This is a genomic window from Bacillus sp. CGMCC 1.16607, assembly GCF_042683745.1.
In the GTDB taxonomy this organism is placed as follows: Bacteria; Bacillota; Bacilli; order Bacillales; family Cytobacillaceae; genus Pseudoneobacillus.
This window is the reverse complement of sequence record NZ_JBHUJX010000008.1, coordinates 233,665-251,893: the sequence shown is the minus strand read 5'-3', so window position 1 is coordinate 251,893 and position 18,229 is coordinate 233,665. Positions and strand designations below refer to the sequence as shown.

Sequence of the window (18,229 nt, the reverse complement as noted above, 5' to 3'; positions counted from 1 at the left end):
ATTCATCCTTCCTTTCATCATGAAAACTTGCTTGTGAATGTTTTATGATATGCAGTTCGTTTCATATCGTAAATTGTCCATAAAATCAACAATCACCGTTTAAAAACCAATCAATATGTCTACAAAGGAAGGTGAGAGCTACATTCATGGAGGTTAGCAGATGACTCAATATCAACGTATCAAGCTATTGGAAAACCAGGCAAGAGCCTTTAATGAAGGTTCTGTTGAGTTTATAAATAATCAGTGGGTTTTCTTCGATAATGAAACGGAAGAAGCCTCCTTAATGGAAGAATTCCTTCATCAAGAAATCGAAATATTTCGTTTGCAACGTTGGAGAAAAGGAGTGCTTTTTGAAGACGGGAAGATTTGTTTACCTAATGAGACTCTTTATCTAGCTGATCAAGATCTCATCCGTATTCGCAAACATATATTTTATTCGTTAGAAAAAATTTTAGAAGATATGAATGATGATGCATTCTTTCAATTTGTTACTACCTTAAATTCTCTACAATTTTCAATTTATGATTGTTTATACTGCTATAATCATTTAAGTTTTCTAAAAAACGAACGTGGAAAAAACGGAGTAAATTTCCTCATCTTTGATAATCAAGAACATATAGTTAATGTTCAACACCATTTTTGTTACTTAGAAAACACAAGTGACCGCTTTGAATTTACATTAAATAGTGGTAAACGAGTGGTCATTGAAAAAATGATATCATAATAGAGAAAAGCGGAAGTGCCTTGATCAGCCCCGACAAGCAAATGCTTTGACACCCAGAAAGTCGTTCTTTGACTTTTTGGGTGTCGAGGCATTTGACCTCGAGGGGCTAGGCACTGAAGCTGGACCATTTTCGAAGACCAAAATAATCCCTTATCTCAAAAAAACCAAGGATTCCTATTGGAAGCCTTGGTTTTCATTTCTATTCCATTATTAGTAGATCTTTTTCAAACTGTTCAACCATTAATGGTCTATGAATATAATAACCTTGGGCATAATGACATTTCAAATCTTTAAGCAGTTCAATTTGTTCTTTCGTCTCTACACCTTCTGCTACCACTTGAATATCAAGGCCATATCCCATGGTTATAATCGCTTTTACAATCGCAATGTCAGAGGCATCATTCTTTAAGTTATTAATAAAAGAGCGGTCAATTTTCAGTTTATTAATTGGTAAATTCCTTAAATAACTCAAAGAAGAATAACCTGTTCCAAAGTCATCAATAGATACTTTAACTCCGAGTTTTTGTAATGACTTCATTACATTTATACTATTTTCTATATTGCGAAGCATCATGCTTTCTGTTAATTCTAAAATTAAATATTTCGGTTCAAGTCCTGTTTTTTCTAATACATTTTTTACTTCGCTTACAAAATGTGGTTGTTGTAGTTGCTCCGCCGAAACATTTACTGAGACGGATAGATGACCAAAACCATTTTCCTGCCACATTTTATTTTGCTTACATGCCGTTATTAAAACCCAACTTCCAATTTCCTGTATCAATCCTGTTTCTTCTGCAAGTGGGATAAAATCCGCTGGAGATACGAGACCAAGTTTCGGATGATTCCAACGAATTAATGCTTCACTTCCAAAAACTTTTCCGGTTGATAGGTCAATTAAAGGCTGGAACATAAGAAAAAATTCATTTTTGATTAATGCTTTTCTTAAATAACTTTCAAGTTCTAAGCGTGTCTTTGCTTGTTCATTCATTTCTGTCGAGAAAAATGTAATTCGATTACCACCATGATTTTTCGAACGATTCATTGCAATATCGGCATTTTTTAAAAGGCTATGCTCATCAAGACCATCAATAGGAAATAGACTGACACCAATACTTGAAGTAACAAAAAACTCCTCATTTAAATAAAAAAGTGGTTTAGAAATTTCAGCCTGAACCGTTTCTGCCACTTTCATAACAGATTCCATTCCAATATCTTTTGAAAGTATCAAAGTAAATTTATCGCCACCAAATCGGCCTAAATAAGCTCCACTTGGTAATGATTGTTTCAATCGATTCACAAGGTCTTTTAATATTGAATCCCCTGCGTAATGACCAAGGCTATCGTTAATAATTTTAAAACGGTCAAAATCTATTGAAAGAACAGCAAGCATACGCTTTTTCTTCTTCGCACGCTGAAGCATTTCTTCTAATATTTCCGTTAACTTTAAGCGATTTGGTAAATCCGTATCTTGGTCAAAATAAGCTAATTGAATGTTTCTTTCTTCAATTCTCTTTTGTTCCGTTATATTTCGGCCCATCCCAAAAATACCAACCGTTTCATTATTAATGGTTATTGGAATATTTTTAATTTGGAAAAGTTCAATTTTTCCATTCTTTAATGGTATTTCAATATTATAATATTGTTCTTTCCCTTTTAAAGCTCGAACGAAATGGCTCTTTACTCTAGGAATATCCTTTTCATCAATATAGCGTAACGACGATTTTCCAATAACCTCTAATTCTCTATAACCGAATGTTGCTTCAAAAGCGGGATTTACACTAGTAAATTTCCCATTTAAATCAGTTGAATAAACAAAGTCCGTATTATTATTAAATAATGAACGATAATACTGTTCAGAGGTTAGTAGGTTTTCGTGCAGAATTCGAATCTCTGCTTGAGATTTCTGCATTAAATGTGTTAAAGTTACCATCGAATTTATTTCATCTGGATAATTGTACTCAAAATGAAGATTGAGCGGCACGTTTTCGGACTCAACACCCTCTGAAATGATTAAATAACTTATTGAGTGACCAATAATTTGCGGCGAATCATTGAGGTGATAATCAATTTCTCCATATGAAAAGAACCCGTTGACGGAAGTTATACTATTTAACATCTTCAGTTCTTCATTAGTAAAATGGTTCATAAACCGTTTTCGAGCCAAACAATTGTAAACAAAAATAGTCTCAACCTGCTGCTTTGCCAAACGTTTCATTTTTGATATGGAGCTATTTATAATTTCACCTACATTTGCATAGGCAAAAGTAAGTTCTACCCCTTCAGCTACAGTCCGGTTTACTTCAATTGTTCCATTCTTATGTTTTTTAGTAATAAAAACAGAAACCTTCTTACCACGGTCATCCATCATAAATGGGAACTCGACTCCGGATTGGGGTAGCCCTTTGATAAAAGCATCGCCTAGGTATTGTTTTAGTATTTGAATTGGCTTTTTATGATTAATTTCTAAAATGGTCGTTCCATTTGATTTCGTAACGTGAAAAGGTTGACCAATTTCTTGCCATTTGAAATCAGAAAAATTCTCAACAACTAAATCTTCACTCTGTAAAGTAACTGCGACCACCCCTTTTGCAGTTATCTCTTCACTAGTAAAAACAAAAGTTTCTTCGAATTTCCCGTTGTCTCCTGCAATACCACCACCAAGAACTACACGAGGATTTTCAGCGTAGATCCCTTGCAATAGCTCCTGAACATTGACTTCGAAACTACTTGGAAACAAAATCATTGCTTTTGTATCAGCTGAAATTAATCGAGTGGCTAAACTTTTCCCCATTAAATAACTATCATTTTGAAATAAATCAAGATGAAGAAGAGTTGAATTTAATTCCACCTTTTCAAATAATGTGAAAACCAATAAAATTTGAAAATCAAGAATTTCGCCTTGGAAAATTTCTCCTGCTGTCGTACAGCCTATAACAGTAACATTTGGTAGCAATTCCTTAAGGGCTTTTTGCACCTCAATAATATCTTTTTTCTCAGGGTTTCCTGAAAATACTTGTACTAAAATATTAGAAAAGTTTGAAAGGCCATTCAAATCTATGAAACTATTCAGTTGTTCTAAATTATGATAAATACATGATATCGACTTGGCCATTATATGATCACCATTTTTTATTAGATTATCTATGTTAAAAATATCATAGTTTCCCTCCTAATCAAATGAAAAAAATAAAAAAAGCCATCATTAGACAGCTTTTTCTTTGTTTAAGTCTTAAATTAATCTTAAAATCCTAAAGGAAGTTTAAAGCCTAAATAAAGGGCTAGAGCAAATGCAATAATAAACTGAATCCATAAAACTTTTGTCGATTGATTCCTCGAAACTCTACCAAGAATCATTTCAAATAATGCAATAATCCAAAGTCCCGCTGCTGCCTTGATAATATACTGTAAGCTTAAATCGGTTTTTAACATTCCATTTTTGAATAGTAGCAATAAACCTGTCCCTAAAATGAGTAAATACAACACTCTCAGGATCATTTGCAATACTTTAAATCCTTTTGCTTTTCCGCCTCTTTGGAGCAAAATGGCAATTATAAATAAAATAAGGGCCAAACCCCAAGAAGTAATATGAGCATGTGTCATTAAAAAAAGCCTCCTTATGTATTGTTCATACGTATCTTACCATACTTTGCAAAGTATAAAAATGAATATAACTTCTTAATGAAATTATCTTAAAAATTCCGTTTTTTATATGATGGATTGGGACACATCATTGAACAGAAAGTATAGGCTATTTAATCACAAACTACATCTTAATACATAGGATAATAAAGTAATAATATCTATTCGTCTGTTTCTTTACACGAAAGTTAATTAAAAATAGAAATAAAGGGTGTACATCATGCCAGCGATTGTCGGTGTCGTTCAAGTTATTTCAATCGGTTCAAGTTCAGTTTTCCATATCGGGGATGTTTATAAGATTATGCCAATAGCCAATGCAAAAACTTTTGCAGGTGCAGGCTCATTCAATACGGGGGAAGGACTTTACGTACACAATTATCAAAGTCAAACGAATACCTATGATCAAGACGGGGTTGATCAAGGAATACTATTCAATGTTTAAAAATGTAGCAAAAGTAGGTGAATGAATTGAATTTTTATATCCAACAAACGATTCAAATTAATTTTATAAAAATCGGAAGTTTATCAAATTCAAGTGTTTTTCAGATTGGCAGTGCTGGTATCATTAAACCTGCATCATACCTTTATAACACTGGTGGTTTTATCAAACCAGCTCCAAAGGCGGAAAAAATTTCGCCTAGTGACGTATTAGAGACTCCTTCAGTCCCAATCTCAATCTCATAATATACGAGAGTGAAAGACCGTAATAGACAAAAATACGCTCTAGGGGGGAAAACAGATGTATGATTACAAGTTTTATGAATATATAAAACAACTTCATTCGTTTGTTGAATATCAGAATAAAAAAATCAACCAATTAGAGCAAAAAATTAACACACTCGAAGAAGACATTCAGAGTTTAAAAAACAAAAGCGCAATTCATGTAGATAGAATTGAATATAAATTTGATCAATTAAAGGTAGAATCATTAGAAGGAACTTTAAATATTGGACTCAATCCTTCTGATCTGCAGGGCATTGAGGACTTTACAGTGACAGGTAATAATCAGATTTCAAATAATCCACTCACCGCTTCGGATCGCTTTCAGTCCTCCATGAGATTACAGGAAGCGATATTACAATCATTAGAAACCGACGTAAAGTCCATCATTCATGAGCACGAACAAGCCACTGGGGAAAATATTGACGATTCGTATATAACCTTCCTTAAAGATGATATTACAAAACAATTACCTCAAAGAATTGAATATTATCTAAATCTACTTCCTAAAGAACAGCGAAATCCAGACCTGTTAATGGAAAGCGAAGCCCAATTAATAGATACCATTAAGAAAGATATTCATAAAGGTATAAACGTTTTTTTAAATAACCTACCTAATGAAATGAAAGGAAGAACAGAATCATGAATTTTCAAGTTTATAATCGAGAAATCTGTGTATCTAACATCCAAGTGGGTGGAGTTACAAGTTCCTCCTTACTTATGGTTGGTGATACGCAAACGATTCAATTAGCCTCCACATTTGATACTCCTGCTGAATCCTTAATTATCGGTCCATTCGTTCCATTAGCTCCAAAAGGTTAAATTCAATGTTAAGTAGATATTCCAAAGTAGACCATTTAAAAATTATCGTTGTTACTATTTCCTCCATCGCACAAATTGGTGATTCCAAAATAGTTAATGGTTTTTCAAGGGCTTTAGCTGTTCAAAGAGAGGCAGAGGTTTTTTTCGGGAATGAAGGTGATTTCTCAAATTATTGGGTATTTAAAGAACCGATTCCACTTCCACCAATTGATGAAGTCATTATGTTTCAAAGCAACAATTTATCCCCCTGTATCAAAGTTTCTAATATAAATATTACAGGGGTTTCAGCAGCATCGATTGTTCATATCGGTAGCAGCGATCATGTTTATATGGAGTCGAGGATCAAACATATTCGTCAATTATTTGAACATGAGTAAAGGAGGTTTAAAAAATGCCTGCCATCATTGGACCTGTCCAAATTTCAAATGTGGGTGGAGGAGTCGTTCAATTTGGAGATTCCTTATTCATCTCTCCAAAATCCGCATCAAAATCAAGTGCTGGTGCGGGAGCTGCCAACACTGGAATTGGAATTATGACTGCAAATGGAATTAGCGCAAACAATGTATTAGACACAAATGTAATAGACCAACCGGTTACTGGAAATGGTTAAAAAAGGAAGACAGTTCAAATTACTGTCTTCCTTTTTTTCTTACATTTTAATCACATGTGCACCATCAAAAAAATAAAGGTATTTTTCTCTAATAGGCTTTTTCAAAATTTGTTCTAAAGCTCGTGAATATAGTTCGATTTGTAATTGATATCGTCCTTTTAAAATAGGTTCCGCTTCTTGGAACCCGCCTTTAAAACGATCGGTAATTCCGTCGGTTTTATAATCAAGTAATACCGGGCCTTCTGAATCTTCAAATACACAATCGATTACCCCTTGGATAAAAATTGGTTCGCTTTCACCTTTCCAATTAGGATAAACTTCTTGAGCAGGAAGGGTGAAACTAAACGGCACCTCTCTTTGAATTTTCTCCGCACGAAGCAACCGCTGACCAATCCCCGTTTCAAAAAAACCAATGACTTGGTTAATGTCAATGATTTCGATTTGTTCCATTGTTAAGAGTTCATTAGTAACTAACTGCTCTAATAATGCCGATAACGAAGCAAATGTAATGGGTTTTTCTAATTGAATATGCTGCATCACAAGGTGGAGAATCGTCCCTTTTTCTGCTGGGGAAAAAGACTTTGCTTGAAGAAATTTAGGACGTTTAAGAATTGGTTTTTGAAACTTTTTTAATAGTTCCTGTCCGCTATCTTCTGTTCCTATTTCCCTCTGTCTTTTCATTTCAGATACAGATTGCTTTGATCGATAATTGGTCGCATTCATATAAGAATAGTTCCAGTTCAATTGAGCATATACTTGTTCCTTCCATTCGGATTGAATGGGAACTGGACTCCCCTTTTCTACTAAATCCATAAAATTTTCTGTTACATTTTCTTCTTCTTGTTTTAGATTTTTTAATTCGTCTGCTTTTATCATTAACATCTTCCAACAAGACGGGTGTTCAAAGATTTCTTTTGTCATGAGGGGATATATAAGATCCTCTTCACTTCGTAGTTTAGCAAAATCACGATGACGAATGAGTGCAGGACCGATCCAATCCAAATATCCGTTTGCAGAATAGCGCTCATATTCCTTCAAAAGCCAATCAGTATTGGAAACAGTATTTCCCCATATGTCTATCTTCTTTTCTAAATCCTTAACCGAGGATACTAAAAATAATTTTTCTTTCGCTCTAGTTAACGCAACATATAATACACGCATTTCTTCAGCTATCATTTCGAGTTTCTTCTTCCGCTTAAAAGCCAGTTGTGGTAGAGATGGATACGAAATACGTTTTTCCGGATTAATATATTTAGCTGCAAATCCAAAATCCTTATCTAACATATACGACTTTTTCAAATCCAATGTATTAAAGTTTCTTGCAAGCCCCGCAATAAATACAAATGGAAATTCTAATCCTTTACTGCTATGAACGGTCATGATCCTTACAACATCTTCTTGTTCCCCTAACGATCTTGCAGCTCCTAAGTCATCTCCGCGGTCCGTCATTCTTTCTACAAAGCGTAAAAAGCGAAATAGTCCCCTGAATGATGTTTGTTCATATTGACGCGCTCTGTCATATAAAGCCCTTAAATTTGCTTGTCGTTGTTTTCCACCTGGCATTCCACCGACAAAATCATAGAAATAGGTGTCACGATAAAGCTGCCATATTAGATCAGACAAGGCACCCTGTCTTGCCTTTATACGCCATTCATTTAACTGGCTTAAAAACTGGGAAATTTGTTCAAATAGCTTATTATTTTCTTTCCTTGCCTCACTTTTACTATAAGCCAACAATGATTCGAAAAATGAAGCTTTTCTTCCATATGAGCGAAGTTGTCCAAGTTCTTCCTCATTCAAACCGACTATTGGCGATCTTAAAACTGATACTAGCGGAATATCCTGATAAGGGTTGTCTATGATCTTTAATAATGACATCATAATCGCAACCTCTGTTGCCTCAAAATAACCGCTAGATAAATTTGCATAAATCGGAATTCCTTGCTGTTTAAACTCTTCCATGATTTGCGGAGCCCATGTCATCGAGCGAAGCAAAATAACAAAGTCACGATAGGTAACAGCGCGATATGATTTTGATTTCGCCTGATACACTTGTTTATGTTCTAAAATAAATTGTTTAATCTGTTGTGCCATCACTCTTGCTTCCAGTTGTGCTTGTTCTAGCTCCATTTGATTAAATTCTGTCTCATTCTCTTCGCTGTTCTCTTCGTTTGTTGAAACATCTTCTTTTTGAAGGTCAACAAGTATTACTTCAATCGAATATTCGTCAGAATCTGGATATGGAGCTCCTTGCTTAAGTTCCGCTGCCTCATCGTACTCAATCTCTCCAACCTTTACACCCATCAATTGTTTAAACAAGAAATTTGTCCCATGAAGAACTTCTTTCCGGCTTCGGAAATTCTTTGCTAAATCAATTCTTAAACCCGTTTGCTCTCCATCTGTTTGAAAGCGAATGTATTTCCCCAAAAACAAATTCGGTTCAGCCAGGCGAAATCGATAAATGGATTGTTTTACATCACCAACCATAAAGAGATTGCCAGACGCTTCTTGTGCTTTTGAAACCTGTCTTAGGATTGTCTCTTGAACCATGTTTACGTCTTGATACTCGTCGACAAGTACTTCTTTATAATGTCTCTGGTATGATAATGCAACCTCCGAGGGTTGAAATTGGCCATAAGACGTTTGATTTGTTAAAATTTGCAAACACATATGTTCTAGGTCGGCAAAGTCAACTAATCCCTTTTCTCTTTTTGTAAAAGAGAATTTGACTGAAAATTTTCTAACTAAGTCCATCAATGTTTCAATATGAGTTTGCATTTCCTTCATATCTTTCAGAAAACTTTCGGGTCTTCTTGAAAAAAGCTCATCCTTTAATTCATTAACGATTTTTTTAACCTTATCACGAATTTTTTGGGATTTTTCGACTAATCCCTTATCAAAATCTTCGCCACGACATATGGCGATTTTTTCAAATGAATAGGTTTGCATAGCTTCGTATAATGTTGACCATGATTCATTTTTCGCCTGTATAAGGGTGTCAATTAATTGAATATCTTCTGTGAAGGTCACCGCTCTTGGATAGGGACCTGCGGGTAATTTAGTTAACTCCATTCCTTGATTCAATAAATCCTTTGCACCTTCAAGTTGAATACTAATCTCGAATAATAAGGTTTGCATAAATGGTAAATCCTCAAGAGGTGTTTCCATATTAACATCATACATTGATGCAACTTTTAGCAAATATTGTTCTGGTGAAGGATTGGCATTAGCAAAATCATACAATTCGCTTATAATATCTTGTAAGGCTAAATCACTTCGATCATTACTAAACATATCGACTAATTGATAAAAGGATTCATTACCTTCTTTTCCGTACTCGTCCTCAAATAATTCATCTAGTACTTCATCTCGGATAAGCTGTACTTCTGTATCATTTCCAATCCGAAAACCAGGATCAATATCAATTAAATAATAATTTTTCCTAATCACTTCTAGACAAAAAGAATGTAGTGTAGAAATGGAAGCCCGGTTCAATAAAGTTAATTGTTTTCTTAAATGTGTAGATTTTGGATTATCATTTATCGCTTTTTCTAATGCTTCGCCAATACGATGTCGCATTTCTGCGGCAGAAGCATTCGTAAAAGTTACTACCAATAATTCATCTACATTCGTAGGTTCATCTGTCGAAATAATTTTTTGAATGATTCTTTCGACTAATACGGCAGTTTTTCCAGATCCAGCAGCTGCAGCCACTAAAATGTCCTGATTTTTTGCAAAAATTGCCTTCCATTGGTCATCTGTCCATGTCACTGTTTCAGGCTTTATTGGAATAAACCGATTAGACATTACTTTCTCCCCCCTTTACTAAACCTTGCAATACCTTTTCCTTCGATTGAGGCATGAGAAGTCGATAGTCATTGGATTCGATTGACTGATCAAAATGACATACTGGTTTAAATGAACAAAACGTACATGGAGTTTTATCTTTCAATTTATATGGCGCAATCTTTACATTGCCTTCCACGAGTTCATTCCCTGTGTTAACGTACATATTTCTAACATGGCCTCTTAATAAATCAAATTCTTCTTTTGTGGCGACTTTAGAGGCTTTGGATAATGTTCCGTTTTTGTTCATTCCAGCAGCAATGATTTTTGATGCACCAACATCGATACCCTCATCCATTAATCGAAGTACCTCTGGCTCAGCTAACAGCAGTCCATTCATTTTAAACCTTTTAAAAATTTCTGCTTCAATTTGATCTATTGATAATGACTTTTTCGATTGAACCATTGGGTTATGAACATGGAAATAAAGAACGCCGGCAGGTAAAGCTTGGGCTTCTACTAGTTTGCTTGAATGTGTAATAACGATATCTAAATAAGTTAACATTTGTAGTGCAAGTCCGTAGTAAACCTCCTGCAATTGAACATCCTTTGCACTTGATTTATAATCAACAACTCTTAAATAAATATCGTCTTGGTTAGTCGCTTGGTCGATTCGATCAATTCGTCCTACAAGAGACATATTGCGACCATTGTTCAATTCAAATTGTAAAGCTGGTAACTCTCCTTTTGGACCAAATCCTAGTTCTAGACCGATTGGAGAAAAACCACTTGCTTTAGCATGCTCACTTAAGACGAAAGAGGCTCTACTTATGATTTGTTCTAGCTTCCGCTTAATATAATGATGTCGATTAGAGCTTAATAGAATTTCATTTTGCAGTCTAGGTGCCAGAGCATCCATTGCTTGCTTTGCTAATTTTTCACAATCAGACCGATTCATTTGAGCCCATGATTTTTTTTCCTCAATTATTGTATTGGATATATATTTGAGTGCCGCATGAAAAAGCTCGCCAATATCTGGAGCCTCAAGTCTGAAAATCTGCCTTTCCTTCAATTGGAGCCCGTATTGTGCATAATGCGAGAAAGGACAGCTATGAAATAGCTCCATCCTCGAAACACTAGCTTGTATTTGTTCCCCGTACAATTCTTTTGTTAAATCTGTTGAAATTTGTACTGTTTGATTGGTGTAAAATAGACTTGATAATACTTTTACAGTTGGCTGTTTCCAAGCTTCATTTTCAAGATAATAATGATAAACATCCCACCATAAATCATAGATAGGATAATTCCTTTTCTTTAATTGTAGCTGTGCAGTTAAATGGCTTAAGGTCGTTTTTTTGTTGGCTGCATACTCCAACTGTTCTTTTTCCTGAAGTTCGTTTGTATCAGTGACGAAATAATGTTCTTCATGGTTCGGAAACAATTCTTTTATTCGATTAATGAATGGAGAAGGCACTAAGCCTTTTCCCTCTTCGTTTGCTAACGGATAAGTTAAATAAAGAATTTCAGATGGAAGTGTAAAGGCTTTGTAAGCAAGAAATTGTTCATCAAGAAGCTTTAATCGACTGCTTGGGCCAATTTTTAAGCCATTATAAATCAATTGTTCACGATCATCATCTGCTAAAATTCCTTCATCCGAAAACTTGGCAGGAAATACGCCATCATTTAAACCGATGACAAAAGTAGCTTTCATTTCCGAGAGCCTTGACTTCTCTAAATCTGCCACGATAACTTGGTCTAGTGCCGGTGGTACAAGTGAAAATCTTAATGTTTCCAGACCTGCATCTAAAATAGTCGCAAATTGTTTTAAACTAAGCTCTTCTTCTGATAGCATTTCAACATATTCGTCTAGAAGATCAATGATTGCATTCCATGCTTGGTCATGTTCTCGAGCTTGAACGAGATTTCCTTTCGACTCTTCTAGAAGTTTCCACTCTTCTAACTTTGCAGGTATATCTAACTCTTCTAAAAATAAAAATAAAGCCTCACAATACTCTCTTGTCTTCAAAGATTTATTTAATCTTCTAGATAATCTTAAAATTGGAGCAGTAATTTTTAGTCTAATTTCATTCAGTTCTATTTCAAGACGTTTTTCCTCATTGGTTTGAATAGTCGATTCAAATTCAATTCCTTTATATTTCCGATAAATCCATCGTTCTTTTTTACTCCATTGCTTTCCTTGGATTCCATAGGCTAATACGTAATTTTCCAATTTATCTGCTTGCTGACGTAGTATATTTCTGTTTTCTTTTAATGGATATAATAATTCTGTTTTGATGGCTCTAAAGGTTGGTTCATAACGCCAATTGGAATAAAGTATTTCTAATGTAGAACGAATGAACTCTATTAGAGGATGGTGGAGCATCGTTCTCTTTTGATCAATAAAGTAAGGAATATTATAATCTTCAAAAACCGTTTCTAGCATTTCACGATACTCATTTCCATTTCTTATTAAAACGGAAACTTCCCGATATCGGTTACCTGTTGTTTTACTTACAAACTCTCTAATTTTTCTTGCTACACCCTCAACTTCAGCACGGCGGTTTACAGCTTGTCCTATATGAATATGGGATTTTTGATCATACTTTATAGCTGGTCTTGTATCGAAATGTGTTTCAAGATGCCTCAGAGAATCATTGGTCCATCTTTTTTGTTCTAAAAAAGGGATGGCTTTTTCTATTTCTACTCCTTCTGTATGGGCGATTTCATAAATTGTTTGACAAGTCTCACCTGATAATCGAAAAAGATGAAGTTCATCTGGTGATTGTTGATAAAATGGTTCATCTAAAGTGAGAGCAATAGTGACCCGTTTACAATTTTTCATGAGTGCCGCAATAATCATATATTCCTGTGGTGTAAAACTGTTAAAACCATCAATATACACTTCAGCATTTTTAATATAAGAGGATGATGGTGCTTTTTCTGTCAAGAGCCGAAAATAATCCTCTGAATCTACATATTTTTGCTGCAATGATTGTTCGAAGTTTTCATAAATGAGCTCAAGATCATGTAATTTATCTTGTAGGACTCTTGAAGTACTTTCACCAGTTTGTATAAGTGCTTCACGTTTCATTTTCAATTCATTCGGCTGTACACAATATCGCTTGAATTCCGTTAGCATTTGTTCCAATTGCTCAATAAATCCATTTTTATCTGCAGCTTTATCAAATATTTTCAGTTCAGTCTTTTCTTCCTCAATAATCTTTCGGATCAACATATTTAAACCAACACTTGTTAAGTGCTGTCTACTAATTCCACCTGTTTCTTGTAGCACTCTCCACGCTAATCGTGTAAAGCTAAATACTTGTGCACGAATCATTCCATTTATATCTTCACCTGAAATGAGGCGGTATTCAGATAAAAAGGTCATTTGGTCGGGTACTAAATAAATAATAGGATTGCCTTCTGGTTCTTCCATTAACTTGCTCTTTATTTCATTTAGAGAATAAGTTGTTTTTCCACTTCCAGAGCGACCATATAATAAGCGTACTGACATATTTTCGCCTCCTTAAGACATTTTCTATTTATTATTTTATCATAAACCAAATACGAATACACGTTCGTCATTTATCAAAATTAAAAAGCGCATTATATACGCTTTTTTATTATTCCTGCATTATTTTTCTTTGATCAGATCTTCTATTTAATCTTCCTTCTATCCTTTTACCAACGAACCAGAGAACGAATATGATACCAACTACGATTCCTGTTCGAATTGGTTGAGTAATCAATGAGCGAATATCATAACCAATGAAACTGATTGTAAAAATCATCACCATTTTCCCGATCAATACAGCTAACATGTATTGAGCGAACCTCATTTTTGATAATCCAGCTACAATATTGACAATGGCGGATGGAGTAAATGGAAAGCACAGTAATAAGAATAATGGTCCGAAACCATGCTGCTCAATCCAAATCATTAATTTTTGAACCTTAGAATGCCTTTGTAAAAAGGAAAAGGCTCGTTTCTGACCAAACTTTCGGATTAGAAGAAACACAAGTAATGCCCCTGCACATGCGCCAATCCAGGAGAATAAAAAACCGCCCCAAAGCCCGAATGCACTTGCATTTGCCATGACAAATAAAACTAAAGGTAAGAAAGGGAGAAACGCTTCAAGCATAGGTAAAAATATTCCCGGCAGTGGTCCCAATGCTCGATACTCTTGGATTAAGCTCATAATATTCTCTAGTGTAAACCACTCTTTTAACGTTGCAAAATCCATCTTGTTTCTCCCTTGAAATTAAAATGCAATCTAGTTAAAGCTTGTCCGTTATGGTTGTTGAATAAACTCATGAAGAGCCTTTTGATTCGCTTCCTTATCAATTGCTAGGACTTCTCCAACTCCTGAAATACGTTCTGGCGAAAAGCTACCTTCCGCTGGAATTCTAAATGTCTTTATTTCCCCACGATTTCCCGATAAAAAATCTTTACCCATGAATAAGATATCTGTCGTTTTTAAGTTCATATTTATAAATGGTTTTACCACACCGACAAGCTTTGGCAGTTTGTGAATTTTTTGAATACTTGTCAATTGATCTGCTACCTCTTTTACTACCTTTTGCTGCCTTTCAACTCGACCAAAATCTCCAATTGCATCATTACGGTATCGAACATACCCTAATAAATGCTTACCATCTAAATACTGTTCACCAGGTTCGATATTTACCCCTATATGATCTGATTTGTCCATTTTCTTTTCTACATCCACCTTTACCCCTTCAGGGAAGGCTTCATCAACCACACGCTCAAATCCTTGAAAATCAATAATGGCGTAATATTGTAAATCAATATCAAAATTTTCTTTAATCGTTTGTCTTAATAAATCTGGCCCTCCAAAAGCAAAGGCGGTATTAATTCTATTTTGACCATGACCAGGAATATCTACATATGTGTCTCGCATGATCGATGTCACTTTAAAAGTACCTTTATCCTCGTGATAATGAGCGATCATAATCGTATCTGATCTTGATGGTCCTTTTTCCCTTGCATCGCTGCCTAAAAGTAATACATTCGTTCCTCCAAACTGATCTTTATCACCATGAAATTCAAATTTAGTTTGTTCTGGTACATTTTTATCGTTACTGGATTTCTCAATCCCCTGTTTGTATTGGAAATAAGAATAAGCGAAAATGCCTCCAATTAGGAGTAATAATATAAATAAAATTCCTCTCAGCTTCTTTTTCTTTTTCCTTTTTTTCTTATGTTTCTCAGATCTCATCTTTAACCCGTCCATTCATCAAACTTTTCGTTTTTGCTTAGTATTGATTGTCTACTTAATAAGGATACTTTTCCTCTATATTAAAGTACAGGAAAAGCTGATGAAAATACAGTAAAAACCTCTTCACGCGGAAGAGGTTTTTAAATTATTGTTTATTTTTTGACTTTATGCTTCATTTGTTTCGAAATATTTTTCCACTGTTTCTTCTCATCTGATTGAGCTTTTTTATCAACTTTTCGATCAAGATAGGCTAATTCTTTTAATAGCTTTTTATAACTATGAAGCCTTTCTACTGGCAGCTCACCATTTTCAATTGCTTCACGAACGGCACAGCCTGGTTCCTTTTCATGTTTACAATCACGGAAACGACAATTATCGGTTAGACCTTCAATATCAGAAAAACTTTCTGATACCCCATCATTACTCTCCCAAAGCTGCAATTCCCTCATTCCTGGTGTATCTATCAACACCGATCCATTTGGCAAAAGAATCATTTCACGGTGTGTTGTTGTATGCTTCCCTTTATCATCACCTGTTCGAATTTCCTGGACGGTTTGCTTTTCTTCTCCAAGTAGAATATTTGTAATTGTTGATTTCCCTACACCTGAAGATCCTAATAGGGCAACAGTCTTTCCGGGTTGAAGAAATTCCTGAAGCTTATCGATACCATCATTTTCTAAAGCACTGATTGCAATAATTGGAACTCCTAAAGCAACGGATTCTACCTCCATTACCTTTTCAGCAATATTTTCGCAAAGGTCTGCTTTACTCAATATAATGACAGGGTTCGCCCCACTCTCCCAAGTGAGAAGCAAGTAACGTTCAAGTCTTCGTAAATTTAAATCCTCATTTAAGGAATTTACTAAAAAGATCGTATCCACATTGGCTGCAACAATCTGTTCCTCTGTGACTCTCCCTGCTGACTTTCTAGAAAATTTACTCATTCGAGGGAGGATTGCATGAATCGTTCCTCGATTTTCATTTATTCTTTCTTGAAGAACAACCCAATCCCCAACAGCTGGATAATCTTCTCTCCCAAAAGATACATATGAAAACTTACCTGAAACTTCACATAGTGGCTCTCCATTTTCTGTCCAAACCCGATACATTCTTTTATGCTCGAGAGCTACTCTTCCTATCGTAAATCCTTGCTCAATATACGGGGCAAACATTTCTTTTACTTGTTGGTTCATACCGATTAAATTTAAATTCAATTTTGTTCCTCCAATTTTTAGAAAAGCGAAAGGTGCCTGCTTATCGGCGACAAGCAAAAGACGAGCCGTCAAGAAGGTTGTTCTTTAACCTTCTTGACGGATTGGCTTTTGACCTCGAGCCGATGGTGCCTGTAGCTAGACAATTTCAACTTCATTTTTTTCCATAACAAAAAACCATAGGCACACATAGCCCATGGTTTTAAGTAAGCATAAAGAAATGAAGGAATAAATAAACATTCTAAAGGAATAATTATTTCTCCAAACTGTTCTAAATAACTTTATAAACCGTACTTGTGGGCTATGCAACGATATTCAACAATGAGAGTTAATCCAATTAAATTTGTCATTACACGTCACCCACCTTTCAATTAGTTGATTTTAGTATATGCTAGTTTTTTTAAAATGTAAACCTAATTTATTTATTTTTTTAAAAATTGAGACATACTCTTATTTATTTTTCAATCAAATAAGTGAGTGCTTCGCTTTTTCCTGTTTTCTTCATACTCATCCCTTTTTTCTAATGCCGTCAAGAACTTTGGAGTGTGAAGATAGAAGTAGGTTTTTCTTTCCATTTCACTCATTCTTTGTGCTAATTTTGTCCTTAAATGAGCTGTTCGAATGAGTTGATTATTAAATGATCTAGCTGAAATAGGAAGCCCGAAAGTTTCCTTATTACGGAATGTAACATGTGTAATATTAGAGTCTGAACGACGATGGTGTAAAACATGTTCGTGTGATACCCAAATACACTCGGGACGAACAGAAGAAGTAGTTGGAAAGAAATAAATCGAATTTGTGGGGTCAATCGCAATGGGGGCTTTGTGCGTAATTCCGATCAATCGTCTACTTCCATTCTTGCGCCCTTCATAGCTAGATCCAAAAAATTCGCAACTTGCTTTAATAATATCAATTGGTTTAAATGGTGAAATGATTTCATCCTCCAATTCGATAATTTTAGAATAAATTTTGCTGCCGTAAACATGCGGAATGATTAACATTGTACACGGATTAATTTCGTACTCTTCAATAAATTTATCTTTCAACCTATTCAACCCCTTTCCAATATAAAGTTATCATAACATTCGAAATTTATTTATTATATTTTTTTGGAAAAAGTTACGAAAATTGACATAAAAATATTTTCAGAAAATTTAAAAATATTGGTTGATTTTACTTTCCTAATTCCATATAATATAAAAAAGCATCAGGGGTGATGAACATGAAGGATAAGTCTTACACAGATTTAATGAAGTCCGGTGCTATGAATAGACAAAACGAAAAAGAAGCATTTGTTCAAAACTTGTATATCGAAATGTTCTTGAGAGAAATTCAACTCCGGACAAAGAAAGAAAAACTTCAACTTAGTATCGATTCAGCGATTGATAAACGTGATAAAGTCAAATTTATGCAATTATCGCAGCAATTAAACGAGCTTAATAAATGTTTTGGAACATAGGTGAAGTAAATTTTTAAA

Annotated in this window: 16 protein-coding genes; 8 read left to right on the top strand and 8 right to left on the bottom strand. The window is 34.7% G+C overall.

Going from position 1 to position 18,229, the window contains the following annotated elements; genetic code table 11:
• Positions 1–160: 160 nt before the first annotated feature.
• Positions 161–724, top strand: coding sequence for a DUF2777 domain-containing protein (locus tag ACFSO7_RS04040; RefSeq protein ID WP_377875526.1), 564 nt, complete (start codon positions 161–163; stop codon positions 722–724).
• Between the two features lie 199 nt (positions 725–923).
• Here the strand turns inward: ACFSO7_RS04040 and ACFSO7_RS04035 are convergent, their stop codons facing one another.
• The gene (locus ACFSO7_RS04035; protein ID WP_377875524.1) at positions 924–3,836 is read right to left on the bottom strand and encodes a bifunctional diguanylate cyclase/phosphodiesterase; all 2,913 of its coding nucleotides are present in this window, start codon (positions 3,834–3,836) and stop codon (positions 924–926) included.
• 128 nt (positions 3,837–3,964) lie between these two features.
• Positions 3,965–4,324, bottom strand: a complete 360-nt coding sequence (locus ACFSO7_RS04030; protein ID WP_377875522.1) for a DUF1516 family protein — start codon at positions 4,322–4,324, stop codon at positions 3,965–3,967.
• Between the two features lie 259 nt (positions 4,325–4,583).
• Between ACFSO7_RS04030 and ACFSO7_RS04025 the strand changes: the two genes are divergently transcribed.
• Genes ACFSO7_RS04025 through ACFSO7_RS04000 form a run of 6 tightly spaced genes read left to right on the top strand, consistent with a single transcriptional unit; the run spans position 4,584 to position 6,515 of the window.
• Positions 4,584–4,805: a spore germination protein gene (locus tag ACFSO7_RS04025; RefSeq protein ID WP_377875521.1), complete on the top strand. Its 222-nt coding sequence runs from the start codon at positions 4,584–4,586 to the stop codon at positions 4,803–4,805.
• A 26-nt stretch (positions 4,806–4,831) separates the two neighbouring features.
• Positions 4,832–5,047: a spore germination protein GerPB gene (locus tag ACFSO7_RS04020; protein ID WP_377875519.1), complete on the top strand. Its 216-nt coding sequence runs from the start codon at positions 4,832–4,834 to the stop codon at positions 5,045–5,047.
• Positions 5,048–5,102: 55 nt separating this feature from the next.
• Positions 5,103–5,729, top strand: a complete 627-nt coding sequence (gene gerPC, locus ACFSO7_RS04015) for a spore germination protein GerPC (RefSeq protein WP_377875517.1) — start codon at positions 5,103–5,105, stop codon at positions 5,727–5,729.
• Positions 5,726–5,905 carry a spore gernimation protein GerPD gene (locus ACFSO7_RS04010; protein ID WP_377875515.1) on the top strand — a complete coding sequence of 60 codons (180 nt, stop codon included), beginning with the start codon at positions 5,726–5,728 and terminating at the stop codon, positions 5,903–5,905. The genes gerPC and ACFSO7_RS04010 overlap by 4 nt, the downstream gene beginning before the upstream one ends.
• A gap of 5 nt (positions 5,906–5,910) precedes the next feature.
• A complete protein-coding gene (locus tag ACFSO7_RS04005) occupies positions 5,911–6,282 on the top strand; it encodes a spore germination protein GerPE (protein WP_377875513.1) in 372 nt (123 codons plus the stop codon).
• A 14-nt stretch (positions 6,283–6,296) separates the two neighbouring features.
• Positions 6,297–6,515 carry a spore germination protein gene (locus ACFSO7_RS04000; RefSeq protein WP_377875511.1) on the top strand — a complete coding sequence of 73 codons (219 nt, stop codon included), beginning with the start codon at positions 6,297–6,299 and terminating at the stop codon, positions 6,513–6,515.
• A 39-nt stretch (positions 6,516–6,554) separates the two neighbouring features.
• Here ACFSO7_RS04000 and addA read toward each other — a convergent pair whose 3' ends face one another.
• From addA to ACFSO7_RS03970, 6 genes are all read right to left on the bottom strand, one after another.
• Positions 6,555–10,322, bottom strand: coding sequence for a helicase-exonuclease AddAB subunit AddA (gene addA / locus ACFSO7_RS03995; RefSeq protein WP_377875509.1), 3,768 nt, complete (start codon positions 10,320–10,322; stop codon positions 6,555–6,557).
• Complete coding sequence (addB, locus tag ACFSO7_RS03990; RefSeq protein ID WP_377875507.1) at positions 10,315–13,815, bottom strand: helicase-exonuclease AddAB subunit AddB; 3,501 nt, start codon at positions 13,813–13,815, stop codon at positions 10,315–10,317. Before addB ends, addA begins: the two co-directional genes overlap by 8 nt.
• Positions 13,816–13,924: 109 nt before the next feature.
• On the bottom strand, positions 13,925–14,545 hold the full coding sequence (locus ACFSO7_RS03985) for a TVP38/TMEM64 family protein (protein WP_377875505.1): 621 nt from the start codon (positions 14,543–14,545) through the stop codon (positions 13,925–13,927).
• Positions 14,546–14,593: 48 nt separating this feature from the next.
• The gene (locus ACFSO7_RS03980) at positions 14,594–15,541 is read right to left on the bottom strand and encodes an LCP family protein (RefSeq protein WP_377875503.1); all 948 of its coding nucleotides are present in this window, start codon (positions 15,539–15,541) and stop codon (positions 14,594–14,596) included.
• A 152-nt stretch (positions 15,542–15,693) separates the two neighbouring features.
• Positions 15,694–16,755, bottom strand: a complete 1,062-nt coding sequence (rsgA, locus tag ACFSO7_RS03975; protein WP_377875501.1) for a ribosome small subunit-dependent GTPase A — start codon at positions 16,753–16,755, stop codon at positions 15,694–15,696.
• Positions 16,756–17,213: 458 nt separating this feature from the next.
• Entirely contained in the window at positions 17,214–17,798 is a 585-nt protein-coding gene (locus ACFSO7_RS03970; RefSeq protein ID WP_377875500.1) for a competence protein ComK, read from the bottom strand.
• Between the two features lie 176 nt (positions 17,799–17,974).
• Between ACFSO7_RS03970 and ACFSO7_RS03965 the strand changes: the two genes are divergently transcribed.
• Positions 17,975–18,211, top strand: coding sequence for an IDEAL domain-containing protein (locus tag ACFSO7_RS03965; RefSeq protein WP_377875499.1), 237 nt, complete (start codon positions 17,975–17,977; stop codon positions 18,209–18,211).
• Positions 18,212–18,229 lie beyond the last annotated feature (18 nt).

Bases quoted from the DNA above. Each gene is read 5' to 3' on its own strand.
- ACFSO7_RS04040 (WP_377875526.1), top strand. From the start codon at position 161: ATGACTCAATATCAACGTATCAAGCTATTGGAAAACCAGGCAAGAGCC.
- ACFSO7_RS04035 (WP_377875524.1), bottom strand. From the start codon at position 3,836: ATGGCCAAGTCGATATCATGTATTTATCATAATTTAGAACAACTGAAT.
- ACFSO7_RS04030 (WP_377875522.1), bottom strand. From the start codon at position 4,324: ATGACACATGCTCATATTACTTCTTGGGGTTTGGCCCTTATTTTATTT.
- ACFSO7_RS04025 (WP_377875521.1), top strand. From the start codon at position 4,584: ATGCCAGCGATTGTCGGTGTCGTTCAAGTTATTTCAATCGGTTCAAGT.
- gerPC (WP_377875517.1), top strand. From the start codon at position 5,103: ATGTATGATTACAAGTTTTATGAATATATAAAACAACTTCATTCGTTT.
- ACFSO7_RS04010 (WP_377875515.1), top strand. From the start codon at position 5,726: ATGAATTTTCAAGTTTATAATCGAGAAATCTGTGTATCTAACATCCAA.
- ACFSO7_RS04005 (WP_377875513.1), top strand. From the start codon at position 5,911: ATGTTAAGTAGATATTCCAAAGTAGACCATTTAAAAATTATCGTTGTT.
- ACFSO7_RS04000 (WP_377875511.1), top strand. From the start codon at position 6,297: ATGCCTGCCATCATTGGACCTGTCCAAATTTCAAATGTGGGTGGAGGA.
- addA (WP_377875509.1), bottom strand. From the start codon at position 10,322: ATGTCTAATCGGTTTATTCCAATAAAGCCTGAAACAGTGACATGGACA.
- addB (WP_377875507.1), bottom strand. From the start codon at position 13,815: ATGTCAGTACGCTTATTATATGGTCGCTCTGGAAGTGGAAAAACAACT.
- ACFSO7_RS03985 (WP_377875505.1), bottom strand. From the start codon at position 14,545: ATGGATTTTGCAACGTTAAAAGAGTGGTTTACACTAGAGAATATTATG.
- ACFSO7_RS03980 (WP_377875503.1), bottom strand. From the start codon at position 15,541: ATGAGATCTGAGAAACATAAGAAAAAAAGGAAAAAGAAAAAGAAGCTG.
- ACFSO7_RS03965 (WP_377875499.1), top strand. From the start codon at position 17,975: ATGAAGGATAAGTCTTACACAGATTTAATGAAGTCCGGTGCTATGAAT.